Source organism: Deinococcus puniceus (assembly GCF_001644565.1).
Lineage (GTDB): Bacteria > Deinococcota > Deinococci > Deinococcales > Deinococcaceae > Deinococcus > Deinococcus puniceus.
Window position 1 is genome coordinate 1414843 of record NZ_CP011387.1, and the last position, 21469, is coordinate 1436311.

Below are 21469 nucleotides of genomic sequence, written 5' to 3' on the forward strand. Positions count from 1 at the left end.
CAAGTTCCGCCCTCGCCTCCAGCCCGTTGCTGGTGCGCTTGCGGGCGGGGGAGAGAATGAACATGGAATACCGGAATATTGCGATCATTGCACACGTCGATCACGGCAAAACTACGCTGGTAGACGGACTTCTCAAGCAAACCCTGAAACTCGGTCACGGCGAAGAAATTGCCGAACGTGCTATGGACAGCAACGATCTTGAAAAAGAACGTGGCATTACCATTTTGGCGAAAAACACCGCTGTGGAGTACAAGGGCATCAAAATCAACATCGTGGACACCCCCGGACACGCCGATTTCGGCGGAGAAGTGGAGCGCGTGTTGGGCATGGTCGACGGCGCTCTGGTGCTGGTGGACGCTGCCGAAGGCCCTATGCCCCAGACCCGTTTCGTGCTGCGGAAGGCTATCGAACTCGGCCTGAAAATCGTGGTGGTCATCAACAAGATTGACCGTCAGGATGCCCGTATCGAAGAAGTTGTCAATCTGACGTTTGACCTGATGGCCGAACTCGGAGCCAGCGACGACCAGTTGGATTTCCCCATCCTGTACGCCGTGGCCCGCGAAGGTAAAGCGTACAAGGACTTGGAAAGCCCGCAGGAAGACATGCACGAACTGTTCGAGATGGTGCTGGAGTACATCCCCAGCCCTCCCGTCAAAGTGGACGAGCCGTTCCAGATGGTCGTCACCAACCTCGATTACTCCGAGTACTTGGGGCGCATCGTGTTGGGCCGCATTCAGCGCGGCACCGTCAAGAAGGGCGAATTCGTTCAGCTGATCCACAAAGACGGCACCATGACCAAGTCGCGTATCGTGCAGCCGTTTACCCACATGGGTCTGCGCCGCATCGAAGCCGACAGCGTCAGCGCGGGCGACATCGTGGCGTTGGCGGGCATCGAGGACGCCCAGATTGGCGAAACCGTGGCCGACCTTGCCGATCCCGAGGCCTTGCCCATCATCACCGTGGATGAACCCACCGTGTCGATGACCTTCCAGCCCAACACCAGCCCTTTCGCTGGTAAGGAAGGTAAGTACGTCACCTCCCGCCACCTGAATGACCGCTTGAAGCGCGAAGTGATGACCAACGTGTCGTTGAAAGTGGAAGAACTGCGCCCCGACGAGTTTAAAGTCAGCGGACGCGGCGAACTTCACCTCTCGATTCTCTTGGAAACCATGCGCCGCGAAGGCTACGAAGTGCAGGTCGGCTCGCCTCAGGTCATCATCCGCGAGATCGACGGCGAGAAGCATGAGCCTGTGGAACACCTCGTCATTGACGTGCCGGAGCATCACTCCAGCGCCGTGATCGGTATCCTCAGCTCCCGCAAGGGCCAGATGGTAAACATGGAGCCTCAGGGCAAGCGCACCCGCGTGGAATTCAAGATTCCCAGCCGCGCCCTCTTCGGCTTCCGCACCCAATTCCTGTCTATGACGCAGGGCGAAGGCATCATGAGCCACATCTTCGACGGCTACGCGCCTTGGGCTGGAGAACTGAAAACCCGTCAGAACGGTTCGCTCGTCAGCATGGAAGACGGCACCGCGTTCGCCTACTCCATCTGGAAACTGCAAGACCGGGGCAACTTCTTCATCGACGCTGGCGCTGACGTGTACGTGGGCATGATCGTAGGCGAGAACGCCCGCGAGCAGGACATGAACGTGAACGTCTGCAAGAACAAGAAGCTCACCAACGTGCGCTCCAGCGGGGCCGACGACGCCCTGACCCTGATTCCGCCCAAGCGCATGAGCTTGGAAGACGCTTTGGAGTACATCAGCGACGACGAACTCGTAGAACTGACGCCTCAGAGCATCCGTCTGCGGAAGAAGGTCTTGAACCCCAGCATGCGCAAGTAAGCAGAGAAATCTGCTCGGCACGCGCCCCGGCTTCGGCTTGGGGCGCGTGCTTTTGCTGTATACAGTGCCTGTCTCCGGGCCAGTAGCCACCATGAAGGCTCACTTGTCTGACATTCGCCCTTGTGTGCCCTTGACCTGAGCTTTATCCTGACTATAGGACTCAGGATTAATGACCCAACTCCAAACCACCCCCACCGCCACCGCCCACCTCAACACGCACACCCGCTCGCTATTATTGGCGGCTGAGGCGGTGCTGGCCCATCTTCATCCCCGCGCCCCGCTGCGCTTGGCACAGGTCAACTTCGAGGGTGTGGCTTATACCAGTGCGCCCGACGCCGATGCTTTGCGCCTGAACCGCGCTTTGGCCGAAGAAGTTGTGCTGGTGGCCTCGGCTCAGGCGGCGGCGGGTGCGTTGCTGGGACTCGCTCCAAGCCGGATGGGGTCAGTGCGCGACGCGGGCGAATTGCTGACGTTGGCCCTGACCGAACCCGAAGAACAGGAAGTCTTGCCCGCTTACCTGTCGGTCTTGGAAGCGCGGGCGCGGGTGCTGTTGCGGCGTTCGTGGGCCGAGGTGGAAGTGGTGGCAGCGGGCCTGCGTGAACTGGGCCAACTGGACGCCCGCGATGTGGCCCACCGAATTGCCTGTGCCCAAAGCATTCGCGGCACACTGCTGAACTGACCTCGCGGGTTGGCTTTGGTCTCATGTACTTCTGCTGGTATTCAGAGGCCAGATGAGTACAAATCTCGTCTGGACGCGCTTTTTTCTGGGCTGGCGTACAAAACCACGCGGGACAGTCGGAATTGTAGGCTGATATTCATTTTGCAAGCCAGATCACGATGGTTTCTGGGCGGTCAGTTCATTCTGCCCGTACAGGAGAATCAACATGAATGACACCTCTAAGTCTTTGGTCAGCCGTTGCGACGCCACTTCTTGCCGCTACAACGAAGATATGCAGTGCCACGCCGGACAGATAGAAGTGCAAATGGTCATGGGTGAAATGGGCGCACAGATGGCCCATTGCATGACCTTCGCGCCCGAAGACGGGGCCGATATGACGCAGGGCATGCAGGCCAATCCCGGTCACGACTGAATAACCACAATTCGATACCGCAGAACGCTTCAGCCCAGACTCAGGTTTGGGCTTTTTGCTGTCTCAGAGCACCAATACGCCGTGATGCTTGGCTTTGTCCTGCGGCTCCACGTGGATGGTCACGTGTGCGCCTTCCATTTCGGCCCGGATCGCGTCCTCTAATCGGTCACAGATGGCATGTGCGGCGCGGACGGTCATTTCGCTGGCCACGACCAGATGAAACTCGACGAAGGTGGTGCGGCCCGCGTGCCGGGTACGCAGATCGTGGATTTCCAGTGCGCCCTCGGCCTGCTCGCTGATGACGGTGCGAATGCGGCGCTCGGTGACGGGATTCACGCCCGCATCCATCAGGCCGCCGACGCTATCGCGCATCAGATTCCAGCCACTCCAGAGGATATTGAGGGCCACCAGAATCGCCAGTGCCGGGTCAAGCACATGCCAGCCGGTAAATTTTGCCAGCAGCACGCCGATCAGCACGCCCACGCTGGTCAGCACGTCACTGAAGACATGCCGCCCATCGGCCAATAGCGCCGGACTGCGGGCGGTTCGGCCCACGCGCAGCAGCACGCTCGCCCATACGGCATTGATGGCTGTGGCGATCAGGTTCACGCCCAAGCCCAGCAGCGGCGCGTCCACGACCCTGGGGCTTGTCAGGTCTGGGATGGCGACCCGCAAAATGCTCACCGCCGCCAGTACGATCAATACACCCTCCGCCACCGCACTCAGGTATTCGGCTTTGGTGTGCCCATACGGGTGGTTGGCATCGGCGGGCCGCGCCGCCACCCACAGCGCCAGCAGTGCGCCGCCCGCCGCCACAACGTTGATGACGCTTTCCAGCGCGTCGGAATACAGAGCCACGCTGCCCGTCAGCAAGTAGGCCACGAATTTTAGACCCAGCACCACGAGCGCCACCACCACGCTGAAGGCCGCAATGCGGATCAGGGACGTGGGCGGCGCGGGCGGCAGAGGAAGTGGGCCAGAGGTCATCGGCTGTAGGCTAACAGGGTTAGGCGCGGCGAAAACGGTGCCCGGAGCGGGGACAGCGGAGATGGGCCGGGGTTGCGTTCCATTACGCCCATCACATAACGCGGCCTGATACACTTGTTCGGTGACTGTGCCGGATTCTGCTCCCTCCAACTTGACTGCTGCCAACCTGCCCGCCTCTGATCTGCTGAGCCAACTGAACCCCAATCAGGCGCAGGCCGCCGACCATTACACCGGCCCCGCGCTGGTCATTGCGGGCGCGGGCAGCGGCAAAACGCGCACCCTGATCTACCGGATTGCCCACCTGATCCAGCATTACGGCGCAGACCCCGGCGAAATTTTGGCCGTGACCTTTACCAACAAGGCCGCCGCCGAGATGCGCGAGCGGGCCAAACATCTGGTGAAGGGGGCCGACAAACTGTGGATGAGTACCTTCCACAGCGCGGGCGTGCGGATTTTGCGGGCGTATGGCGAACACATCGGGCTGCGGCGCGGCTTCGTGATTTACGACGACGACGATCAGATGGACATTCTGAAGGAGATCATGGGCGCGGTGCCGGGCATTGGCCCCGACACCAATCCCCGTGTGCTGCGCGGCATTCTTGATCGGGCCAAGAGCAATTTGCAGGTGCCCGCCGATCTGGAACGCTGGCCCGAACCCTATATCAGCGGCCTGCCCCGCGAAACCGCCGCTGAAGTGTACCGCCGCTACGAGGCCCGCAAGAAAGGCCAAAACGCCATCGACTTTGGCGACCTGATTACCGAAACGGTGCGGCTGTTTAAGGAAGTGCCCGGCGTGCTTGACCGAGTGCAAGACCGCGCCTGCTTTATTCATGTCGACGAGTATCAGGATACGAACAAGGCGCAATATGAATTGACGCGCCTGCTGGCCTCCAGAGATAGAAACTTATTGGTGGTAGGCGACCCCGATCAATCGATTTACAAGTTTCGCGGTGCAGACATCCAAAATATCTTGGACTTTCAGAAGGATTACGCCGACGCCAAGGTGTATATGCTGGAGCACAATTACCGTTCCAGCGCCAAAGTGTTGGGCATTGCCAACCGACTGATTGAAAACAACTCCGAACGCCTAGAAAAGACGCTGTTGGCGGTTAAGGATGACGGTCATCCTGTCGTGTTTCACCGCGCCACCGACCACCGGGCCGAGGGCGACTTCGTGGCCGAGTGGGTGACAAGGCTGCATGGGCAGGGGCAAAAGCTGACCGATATGGCGATTTTGTACCGCACCAACGCCCAATCCCGCGTGATTGAGGAGTCGCTGCGGCGGGTGCAGATTCCGGCCAAAATCGTGGGCGGCGTGGGGTTTTATGACCGCCGCGAAATCCGCGACATCCTCGCCTATGCCCGCCTCGCCATCAACCCCGACGACGATGTGGCCCTGCGCCGAATCATCGGACGGCCCCGGCGCGGCATCGGGGATACGGCCCTAGAAAAGCTGATGGAGTGGGCGCGGCTGAACCAGACCTCCATCCTGACGGCCTGCGCCAACTGCGTTGAGCAAGGCATTCTTGACCGGGGCGCGCAGAAGCCCAAAGAATTTGCCGACTTGATGGCCGCCATGAGCGACGCCGCCGACAACTATCTGCCGGGGCCGTTTTTCCGCTTCGTGATCGAGAACAGCGGGTATCTGGATTTGCTGCGCCAAGAAGGGCAGGAAGGCCAAGTGCGGCTGGAAAACTTGGAAGAACTCGTGAGCGCCGCCGAGGAATGGTCTCAGACCAATGACGGCACCATCGGCGACTTTTTGGATGACGCCGCGTTGCTGTCCAGCGTGGACGACATGCGGGCCAAGAAGGAAAACCGCGACGTGCCCGAAGAAGCCGTGACGTTGATGACGCTGCACAATGCCAAAGGGCTGGAATTTCCCACCGTGTTTATCGTGGGCACCGAAGAAGGGCTGCTGCCCAGCAAAAACGCGCTGCTGGAGGCGAGCGGCATTGAAGAAGAGCGCCGCCTGTTCTATGTGGGCATCACGCGGGCGATGGATCGCCTGTTCCTCACCGCCGCGCAAAACCGGATGCAGTTCGGCAAAACCAACGCTGCCGAAGACAGCCGCTTTCTGGAAGAAATCGAGGGCGGGTTTGACACCATCGATCCCTACGGACAGGTCATCGAATACCGCGCCAAAACGTGGAAAGAGTACCGCCCCACCGTGCCGAGCCGTCCCAGCGCACCCACCTTCGTCCACCCCAGCGCCGTGAAAAATACCAGTTCCATGACGGCGGAGATGGCCTACCGGGGCGGCGAAAAAGTGACGCATCCCAAATTTGGCGCGGGTCAGGTGTTGGCAGTCGCAGGCATGGGCGAGCGCCAAGAAGTGACGGTGCATTTTCCCAGCGTGGGAACTAAAAAGCTGTTGGTGAAGTTTGCAAACCTGAGCTTGGCCTGAACTGAGTTTAGCTTGGGCTTCTGTCTCTACTCGTCTAAGACCACCCAGTGCCGGAGTTCGCCCGCTGGTACGCGCAAAAGCTCGCTTATATTCCGTGGATACACGAGCCGCGATTCAAGTTCTGCCAGTGGAATCCACTCGCAGCGCACGCTCGCGTTGTCCAACACCGGGAAGGATTCGGCGGGCAACTCGGCGGGCGCGTCCATGCGGTAGAAAAAACCGATTTCGTGGGCGCGGTTGTCCGGTGGGCCGAAGTGATTCTCCACGATTCCCACCAACTGCATTCCCCCCGGCGGTGTGCCCGTTTCTTCGGCCCACTCGCGGGCGGCACAGCTTTCGCTGGTCTCGCCTGTGCCCAGTGCGCCCCCCGGCAGATACCAGAATCCTAAGTTGTCTTCGGTGTTGGCGAGCAGGCAGGCCTCCGGTGTATGGGCATTCCGCACGCACAAAATTGCCACCCGCACGCTGAAGGTCAGGCCGCCCAATGGTAAGCGAATATCCACCGGATCAGGGTTGAACTCGGTCATGCTGTGCCGCCTGCATCCAAGCGCACGCTGGGGTCGGGGTCGGCCTGCAACTCGGCCCGCACATTGTCCGGCAGGTCGGCGCGTCCGGCGATCATCATCCGCACACCCCCGTCGGGGTCACGGGCCAGCGTGGGCAGTACTTCGGTGGGCAACTGTGGATGCAGGGCGGCGGCGCGGCGCACTCCGGCGTTGGGGTCGGTGGCCAAGCGGGTCAGCACGCCTTCTCCCGGCGCTTCGGCATAGGCCACCGCTCGGCGCACCTCGGCGTTGTCGTCGGCGGCCAGGCGGGCCAACCGAGCCGTACCAATATCAGGCCGCACCGACAGCAGGGTGCGAATGCTGGGGTCTGAATCGGTCAGAAGGATGTCCAACACGGCGTCTGTGAGTCCCTCGGCGCTGGCGATATGCAGCCGGATATCCTGCTCCGGCGAACGCAGCAGCGCCAGAATCGCGGCTTCGGGCAGGTCGTTGCGTTCCAGCAAGGCGCGGCGCACCCCCTCCGCATCATCGTTTGAGAGCTGGATCAGGGTGTCCGGCGTGGTGTCTGGGCGGCGGGCAAGGGCGGCCCGCACGTCTGGGTCGGCGTCCAGTGCGGCTCGGCCCAACCACGGTGCGGGTACGCGCCACGCCTGCAACGCGGCGGCCCGCACCAGCGGTTCATCGTGCGAGGCCAGCCAAGCCCGCACGTTTCCGGGCAAATCCATTCGGCGGGCCAGGGTCGCCAGCACATCGGGGTCAGGGTGATCTTCACTGGCGAGCATCAGCAGGCAATCCAGCGGCAAATCCAGCCGCCGCGCCACGCTGGAGCGCACCATGCCGTGCGGGTCTTTGACCAGTTCGCGCAGAGTATCGGTGGGCAGGTCGGGCCGCACCGCCACCGCCTTTCTCACGTCGTAGTCGTCATCGGCGGCCAGTTGGCGCACGAGCGGCTCGGGCAATTGGGGGCGCTTGGCCACTGCTTCGCGCACCTGCCAACCCGCATCGGCTCCCAGCGAGGCTACCCGTTCGGCACTCAGGCCCACGCGCCCGGCCAATGCCGTTCTGACCCCAAAATCCTCGTGCCGCGCCGCGCCGTCCAACACCCAGTTGGGAGCGTCCGGCACGCCCAGCAGCGCCACCACGCCTTCGGGCGGAAACATGCCCAGAAAACTCGGCCGCGCCAGCCGGATCAGGGGCAGGCCGGGGTTCTCCAAAACGTCACGCGGGAAGCCTGCCGCCAGTGTGCCCAAGATTTCGGGCGGCGTGTTGGGATGCCGCGCCACCAAGGCCCGCACCCGCGAATCGGGGTGGGCTGACAGCCCCGACAACGTGTCGGACGTAGCCCGTGCATGGCTCGCCGCCTCCAGCGCCCCGTCCACGCCGAGGGCCGTCAGGGAGCGCGGATCGAGTTCAGCCGATGAGGTGAAGGAATGGAAGGCGTCGGAGTGCATGGGGGGAGGATATGACAGTTGCCCCCCGCACAGGGTTGAGAAGTGCGGGGGGCATGTGCCTGAGTGTGTGTCAGCGTTTGGCTGTAGTGATTTCAAGAATATGCGAGAGGAGAAGGTTTTCAGTATTGTCATACGCAGAAATCTTGATAAACCTTGCCTTCTCTGACAATGCGGTATTTTTGGGCGATAACATAATGGATGAATTTGAGGCAAGTTTCGTGAAAACTGAGCTTGGAGAGATGTTATAATCTTGCGAACTAAAAACTATCTTATAGGTCTCGCTTATCTTGCCCAGCGGCAGTTCATCAACGGGAAGAAGCTGAATGCCAAACGAAAAAGAGTCGCTATTGTACCGGATAATACTTGAACGACTTTGACCATTGAAGATAGTCATGTCTCCTAAATCGCCCGAAGTTTTGAGTGTATAACTCCAAGAAATTGAGTTCAGGCTAGGAGTACAGGCGGAGAGAAGGGCGGTGCTAGTCAAGAGGATGAAGCTGAGTTTAGGTATTTTTAGCATGTGGCACGCCTTGATTCTGTCCAGCAATACTGACCAAAATTGATGAGCGTCTGTTCTGGAATAACATCTCCTTCTGGAAATATATCCCCTTGCAATTTGAAGCCAAGGACGTCAATTCCACCATACAAACGCCCTTTGACACCTGCATATATTCCGCCATCGAGCTGAGTCTTAACTTTAAAATCTGTGCTGTTTACAGAAGTTCTAAGATTTAGACGTGGCCCAATGTATGGCGACAGTTCTTCAGCCAAGCCAACTACTCCATATAGATAGACCCCTATTTGAAGCTTGGTGGATACTTTATAATTTAAGGACGCATTTGCATATACTTCTGCGGAGACCGACAAGGGATTTGACATCTGATTCCAGTTCAGAAGGTTTTGCCGGGTCTGTTCAAATTTCTCTGATGTGTTGTTTATTTCTTGGCAGCCCCAAGCATTATTTTTTACTGTGTTTCCACAATAGAAACCGTATTTGACTGGATCGTATTCCGAGCCTAATCCAAAGCTGATGTTTGGAATGGAGCTTGATGCCCTAATGCTTGCACCAGCTTGCAAATTGAGTGAACCTTCTGCCGTTAGATCAAGTATAATTTTAGGCGTGAGGACAATAGGTATTGGCCCTGCCCAAAAAACAGTTGCTGGCCCTGGAGTATCGATCAAACGCTGATTATAACTGGGCATTTTATACTCTTTAGGCTGAGGCGATACTTCTGCTACAAAATTAAAGCTGTTGTCTGCGCTTACATATCCATTTGCCCATATCCCGAATCCTTTCAGATAAGGAAATGCCCACCACCATCCAATATCTACTTGTGCTGTCATCCATAATTTGATACCGACACACGTTTCTCGTTTGATGGGATTTTCGGGTGATGAACTGCTCGAACATCTGGAATTACCAATTGGAAAGAAATCCCACCCTTGCTGAGACAAACGTTGAGCGTCATTTATAGACAGTACTTTTGGAAGTGACTGCGTGGCTATGGCATCAGATGGGGGTACGGCCATCATGGAAACTTCAATAGGAGTCGAAACGATTTGCTTCGGAATATCCCCTGGTTTGACATCTGACCCCGCAATGACATCAGATAAAGTGGTTTCCTCAGTTTCCATGCTTGTCGTTCCATCTGGATTCTGAATGACAGAGGAAATCTTACGCATTAGGCCATATGGAGCTTGAGTTGTAGGGCAGAAACGATAAGAGTGCCAATTTCTACGTCTGCAACATCATCTATCTTCATAGTCCCCAGTTCGCTTTGGGCACGTATTGGAAATTTGATGTTTTTCTTAATTGTTATTTCGCCGTCCTGCGAGTATTGTTGGATTGTCTGTGAGGCAAACTGAGTCAGCACTTTTGTTTTTGGGCGGATTGCTGGCAGGTTTGTAGATACAGGTGGTGTGTCGGGATAGGCAAACTCATCAGTGGCAGTGGTAGGCTGTATGGGTTCAGACATCGTGTCACAAGATGCCAAGATCGTCAATAAACTCAAAAGTAAAACTCTCTTCATATTGACTCCTTAACTTAGATGCGCTCTGAGTTTTTTATGATTGAATATACTGGAAAAAAGGCTGTATCATCCTCTTGTGTCTAAGTTAACGCAAAATCGATTTGAATGTGGCATCTGGTTCCAGCAAATGATCACCTGTTCGTTAGACTCAGATGCCTCTTCAGCGCGGACTGTCCGCCGATTTGCTCATAATTTAATGAGTAAATATATTCCCGCCAGCCAATTACTTACTTTTGACTTTCTATACTCCTCCTAACTATTTGGACGTAACCTACTATTGCTGACACTATATCAGCAAGCAAACCAGCCTCTGGCTGTAGTTGAAGCTGGAACAACAGCTCTCCATCTTTCGTAGGGAATATTATAAGTTCCAACGTAGGATTTTGCACCCCATATATTGGTGATTTCATAAAAAGGCGCTTTATAATATCCTTTATATTCTGTATTGCTCAGCGTAACCTTATATTGCGCACAGGAGCCTTTGGGAATGCGAGTTGTGGCGTTTAACTCTGTTGACCAAGTGTATGTGTAGTCCAAGCTTCCGCCAATTTCTTGTTTTGCTGGAAACACCCATTTGCCAGTGACACTTGCTTTAACACTCCCTGTGTAAGTATTCTTCATGCCAAACTCGCAGAAAGTACTGGTGGCGCTCCAGCACACATTTCTGGAGCCCTCATAAAGAAATTGTCGAAAATTACCATAATAATCTTTTTTAGCAATGATCTCGTAATCTAGGTAGGTATCACATTTGCCATTTTTATTAAAATCAAACACGCATGAAGCCTGTGCGCCCAGATTTTGTGCATTTAAAGATCTTTCCTCAGTCTCATTGAAACTTCTATTGATTTTTTCAGGTGTTTCGGTCATATTGTCCATTGATATAATCTCTACATCAATCGCATTGCTGATTTCCTCTGGATTTAGTCCACCCAAATCTGTCTTGGTAACATCTTGCATAGACATTCTGCCCCCGTCCGCACTATATACTATCCCGTTGATGATTTTCGCCACGACTTTAAGAGTAGTACGAGATTCAGAGGGGGTGTTAACCACGTCTTGTTTGCCACAAGCGACGAGGCCGACTGTAATCAAGATGCAAAATGCGGCGTATCGTGTGTTCATTTCATCTCCTTAAATATATAAAATTGACCTTCTTGAAGAGATTGGGCAATTTCTGCATATTTTATTGACTTTACATATTTATCCGTAACACCTAATATAGAATAGCAGACTTTATCTATTTTATCTCCTCTCACATCAAAAATTTTACTATCTTTGATAATGAATAGAACAATTGGCTTAATATTTTTACTTGATGGTGGCGATGTGAGTTTCATGGATTGAATTGTAACTTTATATGCGCTTTTCACTTCCTCTTCAGTAGTACCTATCATACTATAACAGGATTTATTAATAACGCGACTGTTGGCATCGTAAACCTTTCCTGATTTGAATGTGTAAAGTACTTTTGGCTCTGTGCCTGACGCATTTACACTAACAGGCAAGAGTAGTAGTACTCCTGTGAACATTCCTATAATCTTGAGCAAGTAACACCTCCAATCAGGTTGGGCGATTTCAAATTGCTAAGTGAGACGAGGAAGGAAGTTCGTAATTGCTCAGCATATAAACCGGCCATTTTAGATAGTAATCGACCTTCTTATGTTGAGGGTGATCTCCCAAATCGATGCTCAGAACGTAATTTTGGTATCGTATTCAGTCGAAAAACGAATCAGTATCGATTTTTTGCCGTGTTTATCATCTGAGTAGTTACGAAAGTTCAAGCCTATGTAAGGATTCTCCCTTCCCACTGAGTGAAAGCAGAGAGCGAAACCATTTATTGATAGCGGTTCAAATACAAGTTGCTATTTTGGGTGAAGTATGGCCCTTTGGCAACCCTCCAAGTACACCCGCGCTCAACTTGAAGAACGACGGCTCGCCGCTCTGCCCGTGATTCAAGCCGGTGGTCAATCCAACCAGCAGATTGCCGATCAGTTCGGCGTTTCCATCCACACCATTTACACTTGGAAGCAGCGTCTCAACAAGCAGGGTGGTCTGGAAGCCACCGTCACGCCCGGTCGGCCGGGCCGCTTGACGCCGGAACAGCGGCAACAGATCGGCACCCTCCTGCAGGAGGGTGCTCGCGCGTTTGGGTTTCCGGATGACACGTGGACGACACCTCGAGTGCGTGAGGTCATCGGTCGTCGGTTAGGCGTGTGGTACCACCCGGATCATGTTCGCAAACTGCTCCATGGCCTAGGGTTTTCACCTCAACGACCGAGCAAGGGAGCGCTCGAGCAGAACGAGACGGCACGGCGAATCTGGGTGCAGACCACGCGCCTGGAGGTCGAAAAAAAAGGTCGCGCGCGGCGCGACCCTGGTGTATCTCGATGAGGTGGGCTTCAGTTTAAAGGGTGTGGTGCGCCGAACGTGGGCCCCCAAAGGGAAAACGCCCATCGTGCGTCTCCCCGCCAGTTGGCAGAAGCTGTCGACCATTGGTGCGATCACCTCAACGGGGCAATTCCTGCAGCATACGCAGGCAGGAGCCATCAAGACGGACAATGTGGTGGCGTTTTTGCACCATGTCTTGAAGCATGTGCCAGGCGAGGTCGTCGTGGTGCTGGACAATGCCGCCATTCACCGAGCGAAGGCCGTATCGGCCTTCGTGGAGAGTGTAGAACGGCTGACCTTGGTCTATTTACCGCCCTACTCGCCAGAGCTCAATCCCATTGAAAAGGTCTGGGCGTACGTCAAACGCAACATTCTAGGCAATTTCTGTGCCAAGACGACCAAAGAACTCAAAGCGCGGCTCCGTGCGGGTTGGCAGCGGATTCGGTACATCAGCTTGCCACAACGGCTCATGGCGGCAACTCCGATTTAAACCGGAATCAATAGAAATCTATTGTGGTGGAGGGCTTATTGTTATTTTCCCCTTTCTCCAATCCGACGTGACTCTACTCCCCCCCCCCGGAAAACTAAATGACTAGACAGATAGTACTTTAGGCGACATTTTCGCCGTGTGGCACAGTCTCAATACACACTTGGTCAGCTCAATTCCCTCACTCCTCCAGCCGCAGCACTTCGCCAAACGGGAAGCCCTCGTCTTCCAGCCCGCCCGGTGGCACCACCCACAGCGTCGGCATACGCGGCGGCGTGTCGGGAAAGTCGCCGTAGCCGTCGGTCAGATAGATCAGCACATCAGGTTCGTGGGTGTCCAGCAGCCTGAAAATGGGCCTGAAATCGGTGCCGCCGCCCCCTTGCGGTGGGGGAACAGGGTTGCCGGGGCGCAGGTCGAAGGGGCCGTAAGCCTCGGTGTCGGCGTAGTAGAGGGTGGCCCGGACATGCGGATACGCGCCCAGCACGCCCTGCACCTCGCTCACCAAGGCCCGCACCGCTTCATCGTCCACGCTGCCCGACGTGTCTACGGCCACCAACGCAGTCAGGCTTTCGTCGTCCAGCGCCTCTAGGTACAGGCCGCGCCCCACGAAGCGGCGGTCAAAGCCCCCAAAATCAACCGGAGTGCGGGCCAAAAAGCGCCACAGGTGCGCCCGCCAGTCCAGTCGCGCCGGAGCCAGCCGCATCAGCTCTCGGTGCATGCCGAGGGGATCGTCGCCCTTGCCGCCGCTCATGGCGTCCACGCTGCGGGCCTGTGCCAGAGCCTGTTGCCACTGCTTGGCCGCCTGCTGCCCCGGCTTAGGATTTTTGGGCGGCGCGTCTCCGGGCGGGCTGTCCAGCAAGTCGTCACTGTCTTCGTCGCCGGGGTGTTCCTCGCCTTCCAGCGCCGTGTATACCTCTTCCACACTCAGCTTTTCCAGATGCTCGTCTTGCGGTGCTTGCGCCCCCGAACTCTGCGGCGGCACGGGCAACCCCGCCGCCGTGACCATGCCGTTCACGATCAGGTCGGCGGCCCGGTTCCAGCGTTTCTTCTCGCGGGGGCCGCGCCGCTGCACATGCGACAGGGCAGCGTGCAAGACCTCGTGCAGCAGCAGGCCGTCCAGCACATCGGGCGGCAGGTTGGCGGCCACTTCGGGATTCACGTACACCCGCTCGCCGTCTGTGCCTGCGGCGGCCACTTCCTGAGAGGGTACAAATTCGGCGTGCAGCAGCAGCGTGGCAAAAAAGGCAGACTTGTTGCGAATGCGCAGGCGGGAGCCGGAGATCAGGCGTTGGAAATCTGGGGGCGGCGTCATGGTGTTCCCGGTGAAGTTGGTCGAGAGATCACGGATCGTGCATCGTGAGTTGATCTTTTTCTACCATCCACGATCCACCCCCTCCGTTCCACTACGCTCCCTCGCTCAGCGCCAACGTTCCCGCCACCAGTTCCGCCAACCGCTCATCCCTTCCCAGCAATCCGGCCAATTCGCCCAGTTGCCCAATCGCCTGAAATTTGGTCACGAGGGTCGCCACATACAGTTGCAGCCACTCTGGGCCAGCCGACTCACTGAGCCAGCGGAAGGCGTGGTAAGCCTCGTCTGCATCGGCGGCGCGGGCAGCCAGACCCACGACGGCGGCGTAGCGCACGCTGGGTTCGTCGGGCAATTTCAGGCCGCTGCCCTGCCCGTTCAGCACGGTTCCGAGGTCAGGCAACTGCTCGAACAGCCGCACGAAGGCGCTGAATTCGGCTCCCGCCGCCTCGCCAATCGCGGGCGACACGTCCAGCCCAGCGCGGTGCAGGTGCGCGGCCATTTCCCAAGAGCGCGGGCTGGGCCAAGCAGGTTGCTGGGGATCGAGGCGGTGCAGCAACTCGGGCCGAAAGGTCAGGAAGGCGATCACGTGTTCGTGCAGGCTGCGGCCCAGAGCGTAGGCTCGCCACGCATCAAAATCAGGCCGCACGGTCAGGTGAAGGAAGCGGTTGGCTAGGGGCGCGGGCATGTCGAACACGCTGGCGCGGTCTTCCTTGCGGTTGCCCGCCGCCCACACGAACCAACCGTCGGGCAGTTCGTAGCTGCCCACGCGCCGATCTAGGATCAATTGTTGTGCCATGCCCTGCATCGTGGGCGGGGCCATGTTCACTTCATCCAGAAAGAGGATGCCGTGCCCACCACGCGGCAAAAATTCGGGCGGAAACCAGCGGCTCACTCCGCCGTTGCCCTCTGGGTCAGCTTGCGGCACAGGCAATCCGCGAAGATCGGTGGGGGCCAACTGGGACAGCCGCACATCCACAAAATCGAGGTTGTGCGCCCGCGCCACTTGCGCCACCACGCTGCTTTTGCCCACGCCGGGAGGCCCCCAGATCATGGTGGCCAGTTTCAGTTGGCCGCGTGTGAGGGCCGCGAGGTAGGTTTGCAGTTCGGTGGGGGTGAGGCTCAAGGCAGTGCTCCTTTTGGGATGTGGAACGTAGATGGTCGCTGGTGGGAAAAGCTCACGGGACGGGCGCGGCAGCAGAACACGCCGCAGAGTCCGAGCGTAGCGCGTAGGCAGAGTTCTTGCCGGATGGTCAGCGGTCTACGGCAACCCGGAGAACCATCAGGGCGGGGGCAGAGGCGTATGCTGGCTTTCTCTCCTCTCCGTGTGGCACGCGTTCCCGGCCAATCCCAACCAAACAGAATACTGGGCCGCCGACCCCGTTATACTTTGACTCAGTTCAATATTCCGTTCCCGCACTCTTCCTATCCGTAATCCCTGCCCGGAGGCCCTGCCTGTGCTGCCCGACATCCACAAAATCCTGTTTTTCATCTTTGCTCTGATCGCCGGAAGCTACGGCGTCTGGGGCTTCTACCGCCTCTATCTGCGAGTTCGCCGGGGTGCGCCCTCCAACGAAGCCCGCTTTGATCGGCTGGGCCAGCGCGTCGCCTACGCCGTCCGAACCTCGCTGACGCAGGAGCGCACCTTCCGCCGCCGCACCGTCATCAGCGTGCTGCACAGCTTTATTTTCTACGGGTTCGTGTTTTACCTGCTGGTGAATGTGATAGACGGCTTGGAAGGCTACTTCCATTTCAGCATCCTGTCCAGCAATCCGCTGGGGGCCGCCTACAACCTGCTGGCCGACATTCTCAGCTTTCTGGTGTTGTTCGGCGTGGTCAGCTTGGTGGTTCGCCGCCTGTACACGCCCAGCAAGCGCGACTTCCGCTTCACCGAAAAGACGCTGCTACACCCGCTCCTCAAGCAAAACTACATCCTGCGCGACAGCCTGTTCGTATCCGCCTTTATTTTCTTCCATGTCGGCAGCCGAATCTTAGGCAACTCCGCCAAAATGGTCGTAGAAGCGCGCGAGTATGGACGGTTTGACGGTTTTCAACCCGTGTCCTCTGCGCTGGGCCGCGTGCTGTTCGGCGGTGCATCCGACGCGGCGCTGGAAGGCTGGCGCATTTTCGGCTACTGGGGCGCACTCGGTAGCGTGCTGGCCTTCCTCGCCTACTTTCCGTACACCAAGCACATCCATATTTTTATGGCCCCCCTGAATTACGCCCTCAAGCGTGAGTCAAAGAGCGGCGTGCTGCCCCCTATGAAGGGTCTGGAAGCGGCGATGGAAGCCGATGAACCCCGGCTGGGCGCGGAGAAACTGGAAGACTTGGAATGGCCGCGCCTGCTGGATGCCTACGCCTGTATTCAGTGCAACCGCTGTCAGGATGTGTGCCCCGCCAACGCGACGGGCAAGGCGCTGAGTCCTGCCGCGCTGGAAATCAACAAGCGCATGGAACTGAATGTGTTGACGGGTGGGCCGCGCGTTCAGAGTCAAAGTATTCAGAACCAAAACAGCGTGCTGGCGGGCGGGCCGACCACGCTGGGCATTGCCGCGCAAGGACTGGCGGCTCCAGTGGGCGCACCGCATCCCAGCCCGTTTACGCTGCGGCCCACATCCTTCGAATCGGGCGCAAGCACCGCGCACCCGCTGCTGGAATTCGCCATCAACGAGGAAAGCGTGTGGGCCTGTACCACCTGCGGCGCGTGTATGCAGGTCTGCCCCGTGCAGGACGAACAAATGCTGGACATCATCGACATTCGCCGTCATCAGGTCATGGTGGCCGGAGAATTCCCACCGCAGTTGCAGACCGCCTTCCGGGGCATGGAGCGCACCAGCAACCCTTGGGGCATTTCCCGCGACAAGCGCATGGAATGGGCCGAGGGGCTGAAGGTTCCCACGATTGATGAAAATCCCGAACCAGACGTGATTTACTGGGTGGGCTGTGCGGCCAGCTACGATCCCGCTGCCCAGAAAGTGGCCCGCTCGTTTGTTCAACTGCTGGACAAGGCGGGCATCAATTACGCCGTGTTGGGCAAAAAAGAAGCCTGCACCGGAGACAGCGCCCGCCGTGCCGGAAACGAATTTTTGTATCAAACGCTGGCGCAGGAAAACGTGGAGACGCTGAACAGCGTGCGCCCCAAGTTGATCGTCGCCACCTGCCCGCACTGCATGAACGCCATCGGGCACGAGTACAAGCAGTTGGGCGGCGACTACCGCACGGTTCACCATACCGAATATCTGGAGACGTTGGTGGCCGCTGGAAAACTGCCACTGGCGCAACTCGATCAGAACGTGACCTACCACGATCCCTGCTACTTGGGCCGCCACAACGGCGTGTACGACGCGCCCCGCGCCCTGATTTCCCAGATGGCGGGCGAGGTGCTGGAACTGGAGCGTAGCCGCGACAACTCGTTTTGCTGCGGCGCGGGCGGGGCGCAGTTCTGGAAGGAGGAGGAAGAGGGCCGCGAGCGCATCAGCGACAACCGCTTCCGCGAGATTCAGGCTCGCCTGGACGGAGCCAAGGACAATGTGCAGGCGGGCAAGGTGCTGGCGGTAGGCTGCCCCTTCTGCAAATCCATGATGAATTCCACGCCTGAAAAGCAGAAGCGCGACGACATCGTGGTAAAAGATGTGGCCGAATTGATGTTCGAGAGCGTGCAAAAAGCGGGCGGATTCGCACCGGTAGCCGCGCCCGCCGTATCCGAACCTGTTCCCGTCCCCAATGCCGAGTTGCCGATGGAACGCACGGGCGAGGTGCCTGCGGCTGATGCTCCCGCCGCTGTGGTGGGCGAAACCGCTGCCGATGTCGCCAACGCGCAACCCGGTAGCCCCACCGCCAATGCCGGAACCCAGCCCGAAGCGCAGGCGTCGCACCCGGAACTGGCACAGCCGGAAGCCTCACCCAGCGCCCGCAAAGCGTGGAAGCCCAAGAGTGGGGGAGAGGCCGCCACACCCGTAGACGACGTGAACCCGGCCCCAGTCGTGGCAGAAGCCGTCAGCCCCAGCGAACCCAGTGCCAGTCAACTCAGCCCCGCTGCCCCGGCCCGCAAAGCTTGGAAACCCAAAGGTAGAGAGGCCAAGTCCGGCGATGATGTCAGCCCCGCGCCTGTGGCAGAAGCAGTCCAGACTCAAGCAGTTCAGCCGCAGGCCGCCGCACCGATTCAGGCCACTTCCGAACCCGGCCCAGACGCCGCGCCCGCCCGCAAAGCGTGGAAGCCTAAAACTGCTGCGCCAGTGTCTGACAGTCACAGTGTTGAGAGTGTGGCAGAGGTTGTCACTCCCGGCGAAGTCGCCCCGGTTGAGCCTGCTCCATCAGAGGCCAGCTCCGCAGGTGAGCGCAAGAAGTGGACGCCGAAGGGCGCGGCCCCGGCTGTGGCTCCTGCCGAAGTTGCCCCAGTTCCTACTCAGAGTGCCGAACCTGTGCAGCCCACTCAGCCCGAATCCAGCCTAGCCCCAAGCACCGAAGCTGCCATCCCGGAACGCAAGAAGTGGACGCCTAAAGCGGCGGCTTCCGCGCCCGTCGCCCCGATGGCCGAAGCCGTACTGCAAACTCAGACCGAGCCTGCTCAGGCTGGAGCCGCCGCGCCCGCTCCTGTGGTGGAAGCTGTGCCCACGGCCCGCCCGAAATGGCAGCCGAAGGCAAAGGCTGCTGAAGCTGTGACTGAGCTTGCAGAAGGAGAAACAGCCGCGCCCATCACTGAACACATCAAGTTGGAACAAGTAGGCGAAAATGCGCTGGAGGAACGTGTACGGGCGACGAACGCCCCAGCACAAGCGCCTGAATCCGCCCCGGAAACGGGCACACGCAAGAAGTGGGTGCCCAAGAAGAAGGAATAATCACCTGGTTTTGAACTAAATCCAATGTTTCGCGGCGGGGGCTGATCTGTGCATCACTCCCGCCGCGCTCTTTTTACTGCTGAGTCACGCTACTATCATGCTATGACCATTGCCATCGTCACCGACTCGACGAGCGACCTGAACCCGCACCTGTGCGAGCAATACGGCCTCACCAGCGTGCCCCTGTACGTGCTGTTCGACGGCAAGATGCACCGCGACGGCATAGACCTGAAGCCCGCCGAACTGTTCGCAGGCCTGAAGGCGGGCAAGAAGACGCCCAGTACGTCGCAGCCCAGCCCCGCCGAGTTTGGCGAGGTGTACCGCAAGGCGCTGGAAACCGCCGACGAGGTGCTGAGCGTGCATATCAGCGGGCAGTTGTCGGGCACGGTGGGCAGCGCACGCTTGGCCGCGCAGGAATTTGGCAACAAAGTGACCGTGCTGGACACCAAATCGGTCAGCATGGGCCTCGGGATGCGGGCCATCCGCGCCGCAGAACTCGCGCGTGCGGGCAAGAGCGTACCGGAAATCGTGGCCGAACTGGAGCGCGTGGGCGCGGTGGCCGACATCCGTTTTACCGTGGATACACTGGATTTTCTGCGGATCAACGGGCGCATCGGCGGCGCACAGGCGCTCCTCGGCGGCCTACTGAACATCAAGCCGATTCTGACCGTCAAAGACGGCAAAGTGGAATCCGGCGGACGGGTACGCGGCCACAAAAAGGCCATGCAGGACATCATGGATTATGTTCGCAAGTACGTCGCGCAGCACGGCGGGGCACGGGTGTCGTTCATGTGTACGGTGGGCGGCGAGGAGTACATCCGTGAGGTTCGCGCAGGTCTCAGCGACCTGAAATTCGACGATCTGGGCGACCACACCATCGGCGCAGTGGTGGGCACGCACGCAGGCCCCGGCACGATGGGCGCGACGCTGGAACCCATCACCGCCTGAGCGTGGGCCGAGCGTCTCTACACCCTCTCGGCTGGGGTGTGCTGCTGGCTGGCCTGTTGGGGGGCTGCCGCACTGCCCCCAGCTCAGACCAAAACATCAGCCTGAAACGGGTCGTGATTGCCCCGGAAGGCCGGGTGGAATTGGGTGTGTTGCGTTTGCCCAACGGTTGTCTCGATACCGCGCCAGTCGTCGCCAAAGCCCCCGCACCGCCCCTGCCCCTCAGCGGGCGCTTGGGCCTGTGGGTGGCCGAAGTCGATCCGGTGACCCTCGCGCCGATCCGGGCTGTGGGCACCAATCCAGACAGCCTGTTTCCGCTGGCGAGTACGTACAAACAGGCGGTGCTGTGGGCCGTCCTGAGACAGTTCGATGCCGGAACGCTCTCGCCCACCGAACGCTTTAATGTGACGCGCGACAACCAGAGCCTCGGCAACTATCCCTACGACGGCACATCCATCAAAGACCTGTCGCTCCGCATGATTCAAAAGAGTGACAACACCGCCACAGACATCCTCCACCGCCGCGTGGGGTTGCAGAACGTGCAGGCGGTGGCCGACGACTTGGGTTTGTGTCATACCCGCCTGATCTTGCCCACGCGGGATTGGTGGGTGGCCCAATCGGGCCTGTCGGCTACGTTCAACGGCACCACACGTTGGGCCGCCGCACAGGGCGATGACCGGATCAAGCTGGCCGCCCAGATCGACGCCGACGCCCGCGAGTACCGCGCCGATTATCTTCAGCGCAAGCTCAACGATTATTTTGAAACCCGCTATGACCGCGACGACGATTTGCGGGTTCATAACCTCAGCACGCCCTATGAATGGGGCACCCTGCTGGCGTCCGAATTCCTGCAACCCGGCCTCTCACCCCGCGCCCAGAAGTGGCAGCGTGAAGTGATGGCGCAGGGCTTTGGCCGCAGCGCGCTGAACGTGCAACACCGGGGCAATGTGGCGTGGTTTGGCGGCAAAGGCGGCAACGGCTGGGGCATCCTGACCTACAGCGGCTACGTGCAAACCAAAGACGGGCGGCATCTGGTGTACGCCTTCATGCAGCACGGGGCCGACCAGAGCTACACCATGCCCAATACCCGCCGCGCCTTCGCATGGATCAATGCCGGGGTAGACGCAGTGCTGGGGGAAAAGAAGAACTAGGCTTAGGGCCGTCTGAGCGAAGTGATTGCCGCTCTTAG

Annotated in this window: 18 protein-coding genes; 8 read left to right on the forward strand and 10 right to left on the reverse strand. The window is 58.5% G+C overall.

The genetic code is table 11. The features are described from left to right. Nucleotides 1-62: 62 nt before the first annotated feature. The 3 genes from typA (at nucleotide 63) to SU48_RS06485 (ending at nucleotide 2935) form a co-directional block, all read left to right on the forward strand. Nucleotides 63-1844, forward strand: a complete 1782-nt coding sequence (gene typA / locus SU48_RS06475) for a translational GTPase TypA (RefSeq protein ID WP_064014537.1) — start codon at nucleotides 63-65, stop codon at nucleotides 1842-1844. 169 nt (nucleotides 1845-2013) lie between these two features. Then, nucleotides 2014-2523, forward strand: a complete 510-nt coding sequence (locus SU48_RS06480; protein WP_064014538.1) for a hypothetical protein — start codon at nucleotides 2014-2016, stop codon at nucleotides 2521-2523. A 205-nt stretch (nucleotides 2524-2728) separates the two neighbouring features. Then, nucleotides 2729-2935 (forward strand): DUF1540 domain-containing protein, encoded by a 207-nt coding sequence (locus SU48_RS06485; protein WP_064014539.1) that lies wholly within the window; start codon nucleotides 2729-2731, stop codon nucleotides 2933-2935. 63 nt (nucleotides 2936-2998) lie between these two features. Here the strand turns inward: SU48_RS06485 and SU48_RS06490 are convergent, their stop codons facing one another. After that, complete coding sequence (locus SU48_RS06490) at nucleotides 2999-3922, reverse strand: cation diffusion facilitator family transporter (protein WP_064014540.1); 924 nt, start codon at nucleotides 3920-3922, stop codon at nucleotides 2999-3001. Between the two features lie 121 nt (nucleotides 3923-4043). Here SU48_RS06490 and SU48_RS06495 point away from each other — a divergent pair, with 121 nt between their 5' ends. Next, complete coding sequence (locus SU48_RS06495; protein ID WP_064014541.1) at nucleotides 4044-6329, forward strand: ATP-dependent helicase; 2286 nt, start codon at nucleotides 4044-4046, stop codon at nucleotides 6327-6329. Nucleotides 6330-6355: 26 nt separating this feature from the next. Here the strand turns inward: SU48_RS06495 and SU48_RS06500 are convergent, their stop codons facing one another. The 7 genes from SU48_RS06500 to SU48_RS14135 all read right to left on the reverse strand — a co-directional run bounded on the left by SU48_RS06500 (nucleotide 6356) and on the right by SU48_RS14135 (nucleotide 11863). After that, nucleotides 6356-6856 (reverse strand): NUDIX domain-containing protein, encoded by a 501-nt coding sequence (locus SU48_RS06500; RefSeq protein WP_064014542.1) that lies wholly within the window; start codon nucleotides 6854-6856, stop codon nucleotides 6356-6358. After that, nucleotides 6853-8286: a hypothetical protein gene (locus SU48_RS06505; RefSeq protein ID WP_064014543.1), complete on the reverse strand. Its 1434-nt coding sequence runs from the start codon at nucleotides 8284-8286 to the stop codon at nucleotides 6853-6855. The genes SU48_RS06500 and SU48_RS06505 overlap by 4 nt, the downstream gene beginning before the upstream one ends. Before the next feature lie 70 nt (nucleotides 8287-8356). Beyond that, nucleotides 8357-8680 (reverse strand): hypothetical protein, encoded by a 324-nt coding sequence (locus SU48_RS14115; protein ID WP_197474692.1) that lies wholly within the window; start codon nucleotides 8678-8680, stop codon nucleotides 8357-8359. Between the two features lie 119 nt (nucleotides 8681-8799). Beyond that, nucleotides 8800-9969 (reverse strand): hypothetical protein, encoded by a 1170-nt coding sequence (locus tag SU48_RS14120; RefSeq protein ID WP_157451098.1) that lies wholly within the window; start codon nucleotides 9967-9969, stop codon nucleotides 8800-8802. Further along, nucleotides 9969-10316 (reverse strand): hypothetical protein, encoded by a 348-nt coding sequence (locus SU48_RS14125; RefSeq protein ID WP_157451099.1) that lies wholly within the window; start codon nucleotides 10314-10316, stop codon nucleotides 9969-9971. The genes SU48_RS14120 and SU48_RS14125 overlap by 1 nt, the downstream gene beginning before the upstream one ends. A gap of 291 nt (nucleotides 10317-10607) precedes the next feature. After that, the gene (locus tag SU48_RS14130; RefSeq protein ID WP_157451100.1) at nucleotides 10608-11327 is read right to left on the reverse strand and encodes a hypothetical protein; all 720 of its coding nucleotides are present in this window, start codon (nucleotides 11325-11327) and stop codon (nucleotides 10608-10610) included. A gap of 107 nt (nucleotides 11328-11434) precedes the next feature. After that, nucleotides 11435-11863 carry a hypothetical protein gene (locus tag SU48_RS14135; RefSeq protein ID WP_157451101.1) on the reverse strand — a complete coding sequence of 143 codons (429 nt, stop codon included), beginning with the start codon at nucleotides 11861-11863 and terminating at the stop codon, nucleotides 11435-11437. 331 nt (nucleotides 11864-12194) lie between these two features. Here SU48_RS14135 and SU48_RS14280 point away from each other — a divergent pair. Continuing rightward, a protein-coding gene (locus SU48_RS14280; RefSeq protein WP_197474693.1) for an IS630 family transposase occupies nucleotides 12195-13194 on the forward strand; the annotation gives its coding sequence in 2 pieces (ribosomal slippage) (nucleotides 12195-12665 and nucleotides 12667-13194; 999 coding nt in all). Nucleotides 13195-13372: 178 nt separating this feature from the next. Here SU48_RS14280 and SU48_RS06525 read toward each other — a convergent pair. Then, a complete protein-coding gene (locus SU48_RS06525) occupies nucleotides 13373-14503 on the reverse strand; it encodes a vWA domain-containing protein (protein WP_064014547.1) in 1131 nt (376 codons plus the stop codon). Nucleotides 14504-14594: 91 nt separating this feature from the next. Beyond that, the gene (locus tag SU48_RS06530) at nucleotides 14595-15623 is read right to left on the reverse strand and encodes an AAA family ATPase (protein WP_064014548.1); all 1029 of its coding nucleotides are present in this window, start codon (nucleotides 15621-15623) and stop codon (nucleotides 14595-14597) included. Between the two features lie 331 nt (nucleotides 15624-15954). Between SU48_RS06530 and SU48_RS06535 the strand changes: the two genes are divergently transcribed. The 3 genes from SU48_RS06535 (at nucleotide 15955) to SU48_RS06545 (ending at nucleotide 21431) form a co-directional block, all read left to right on the forward strand. Next, nucleotides 15955-19335: a heterodisulfide reductase-related iron-sulfur binding cluster gene (locus tag SU48_RS06535; RefSeq protein WP_064014549.1), complete on the forward strand. Its 3381-nt coding sequence runs from the start codon at nucleotides 15955-15957 to the stop codon at nucleotides 19333-19335. Nucleotides 19336-19437: 102 nt separating this feature from the next. Beyond that, nucleotides 19438-20283: a DegV family protein gene (locus tag SU48_RS06540; protein WP_064014550.1), complete on the forward strand. Its 846-nt coding sequence runs from the start codon at nucleotides 19438-19440 to the stop codon at nucleotides 20281-20283. 140 nt (nucleotides 20284-20423) lie between these two features. Continuing rightward, on the forward strand, nucleotides 20424-21431 hold the full coding sequence (locus SU48_RS06545) for a serine hydrolase (protein ID WP_231881716.1): 1008 nt from the start codon (nucleotides 20424-20426) through the stop codon (nucleotides 21429-21431). Nucleotides 21432-21469: the final 38 nt, after the last annotated feature.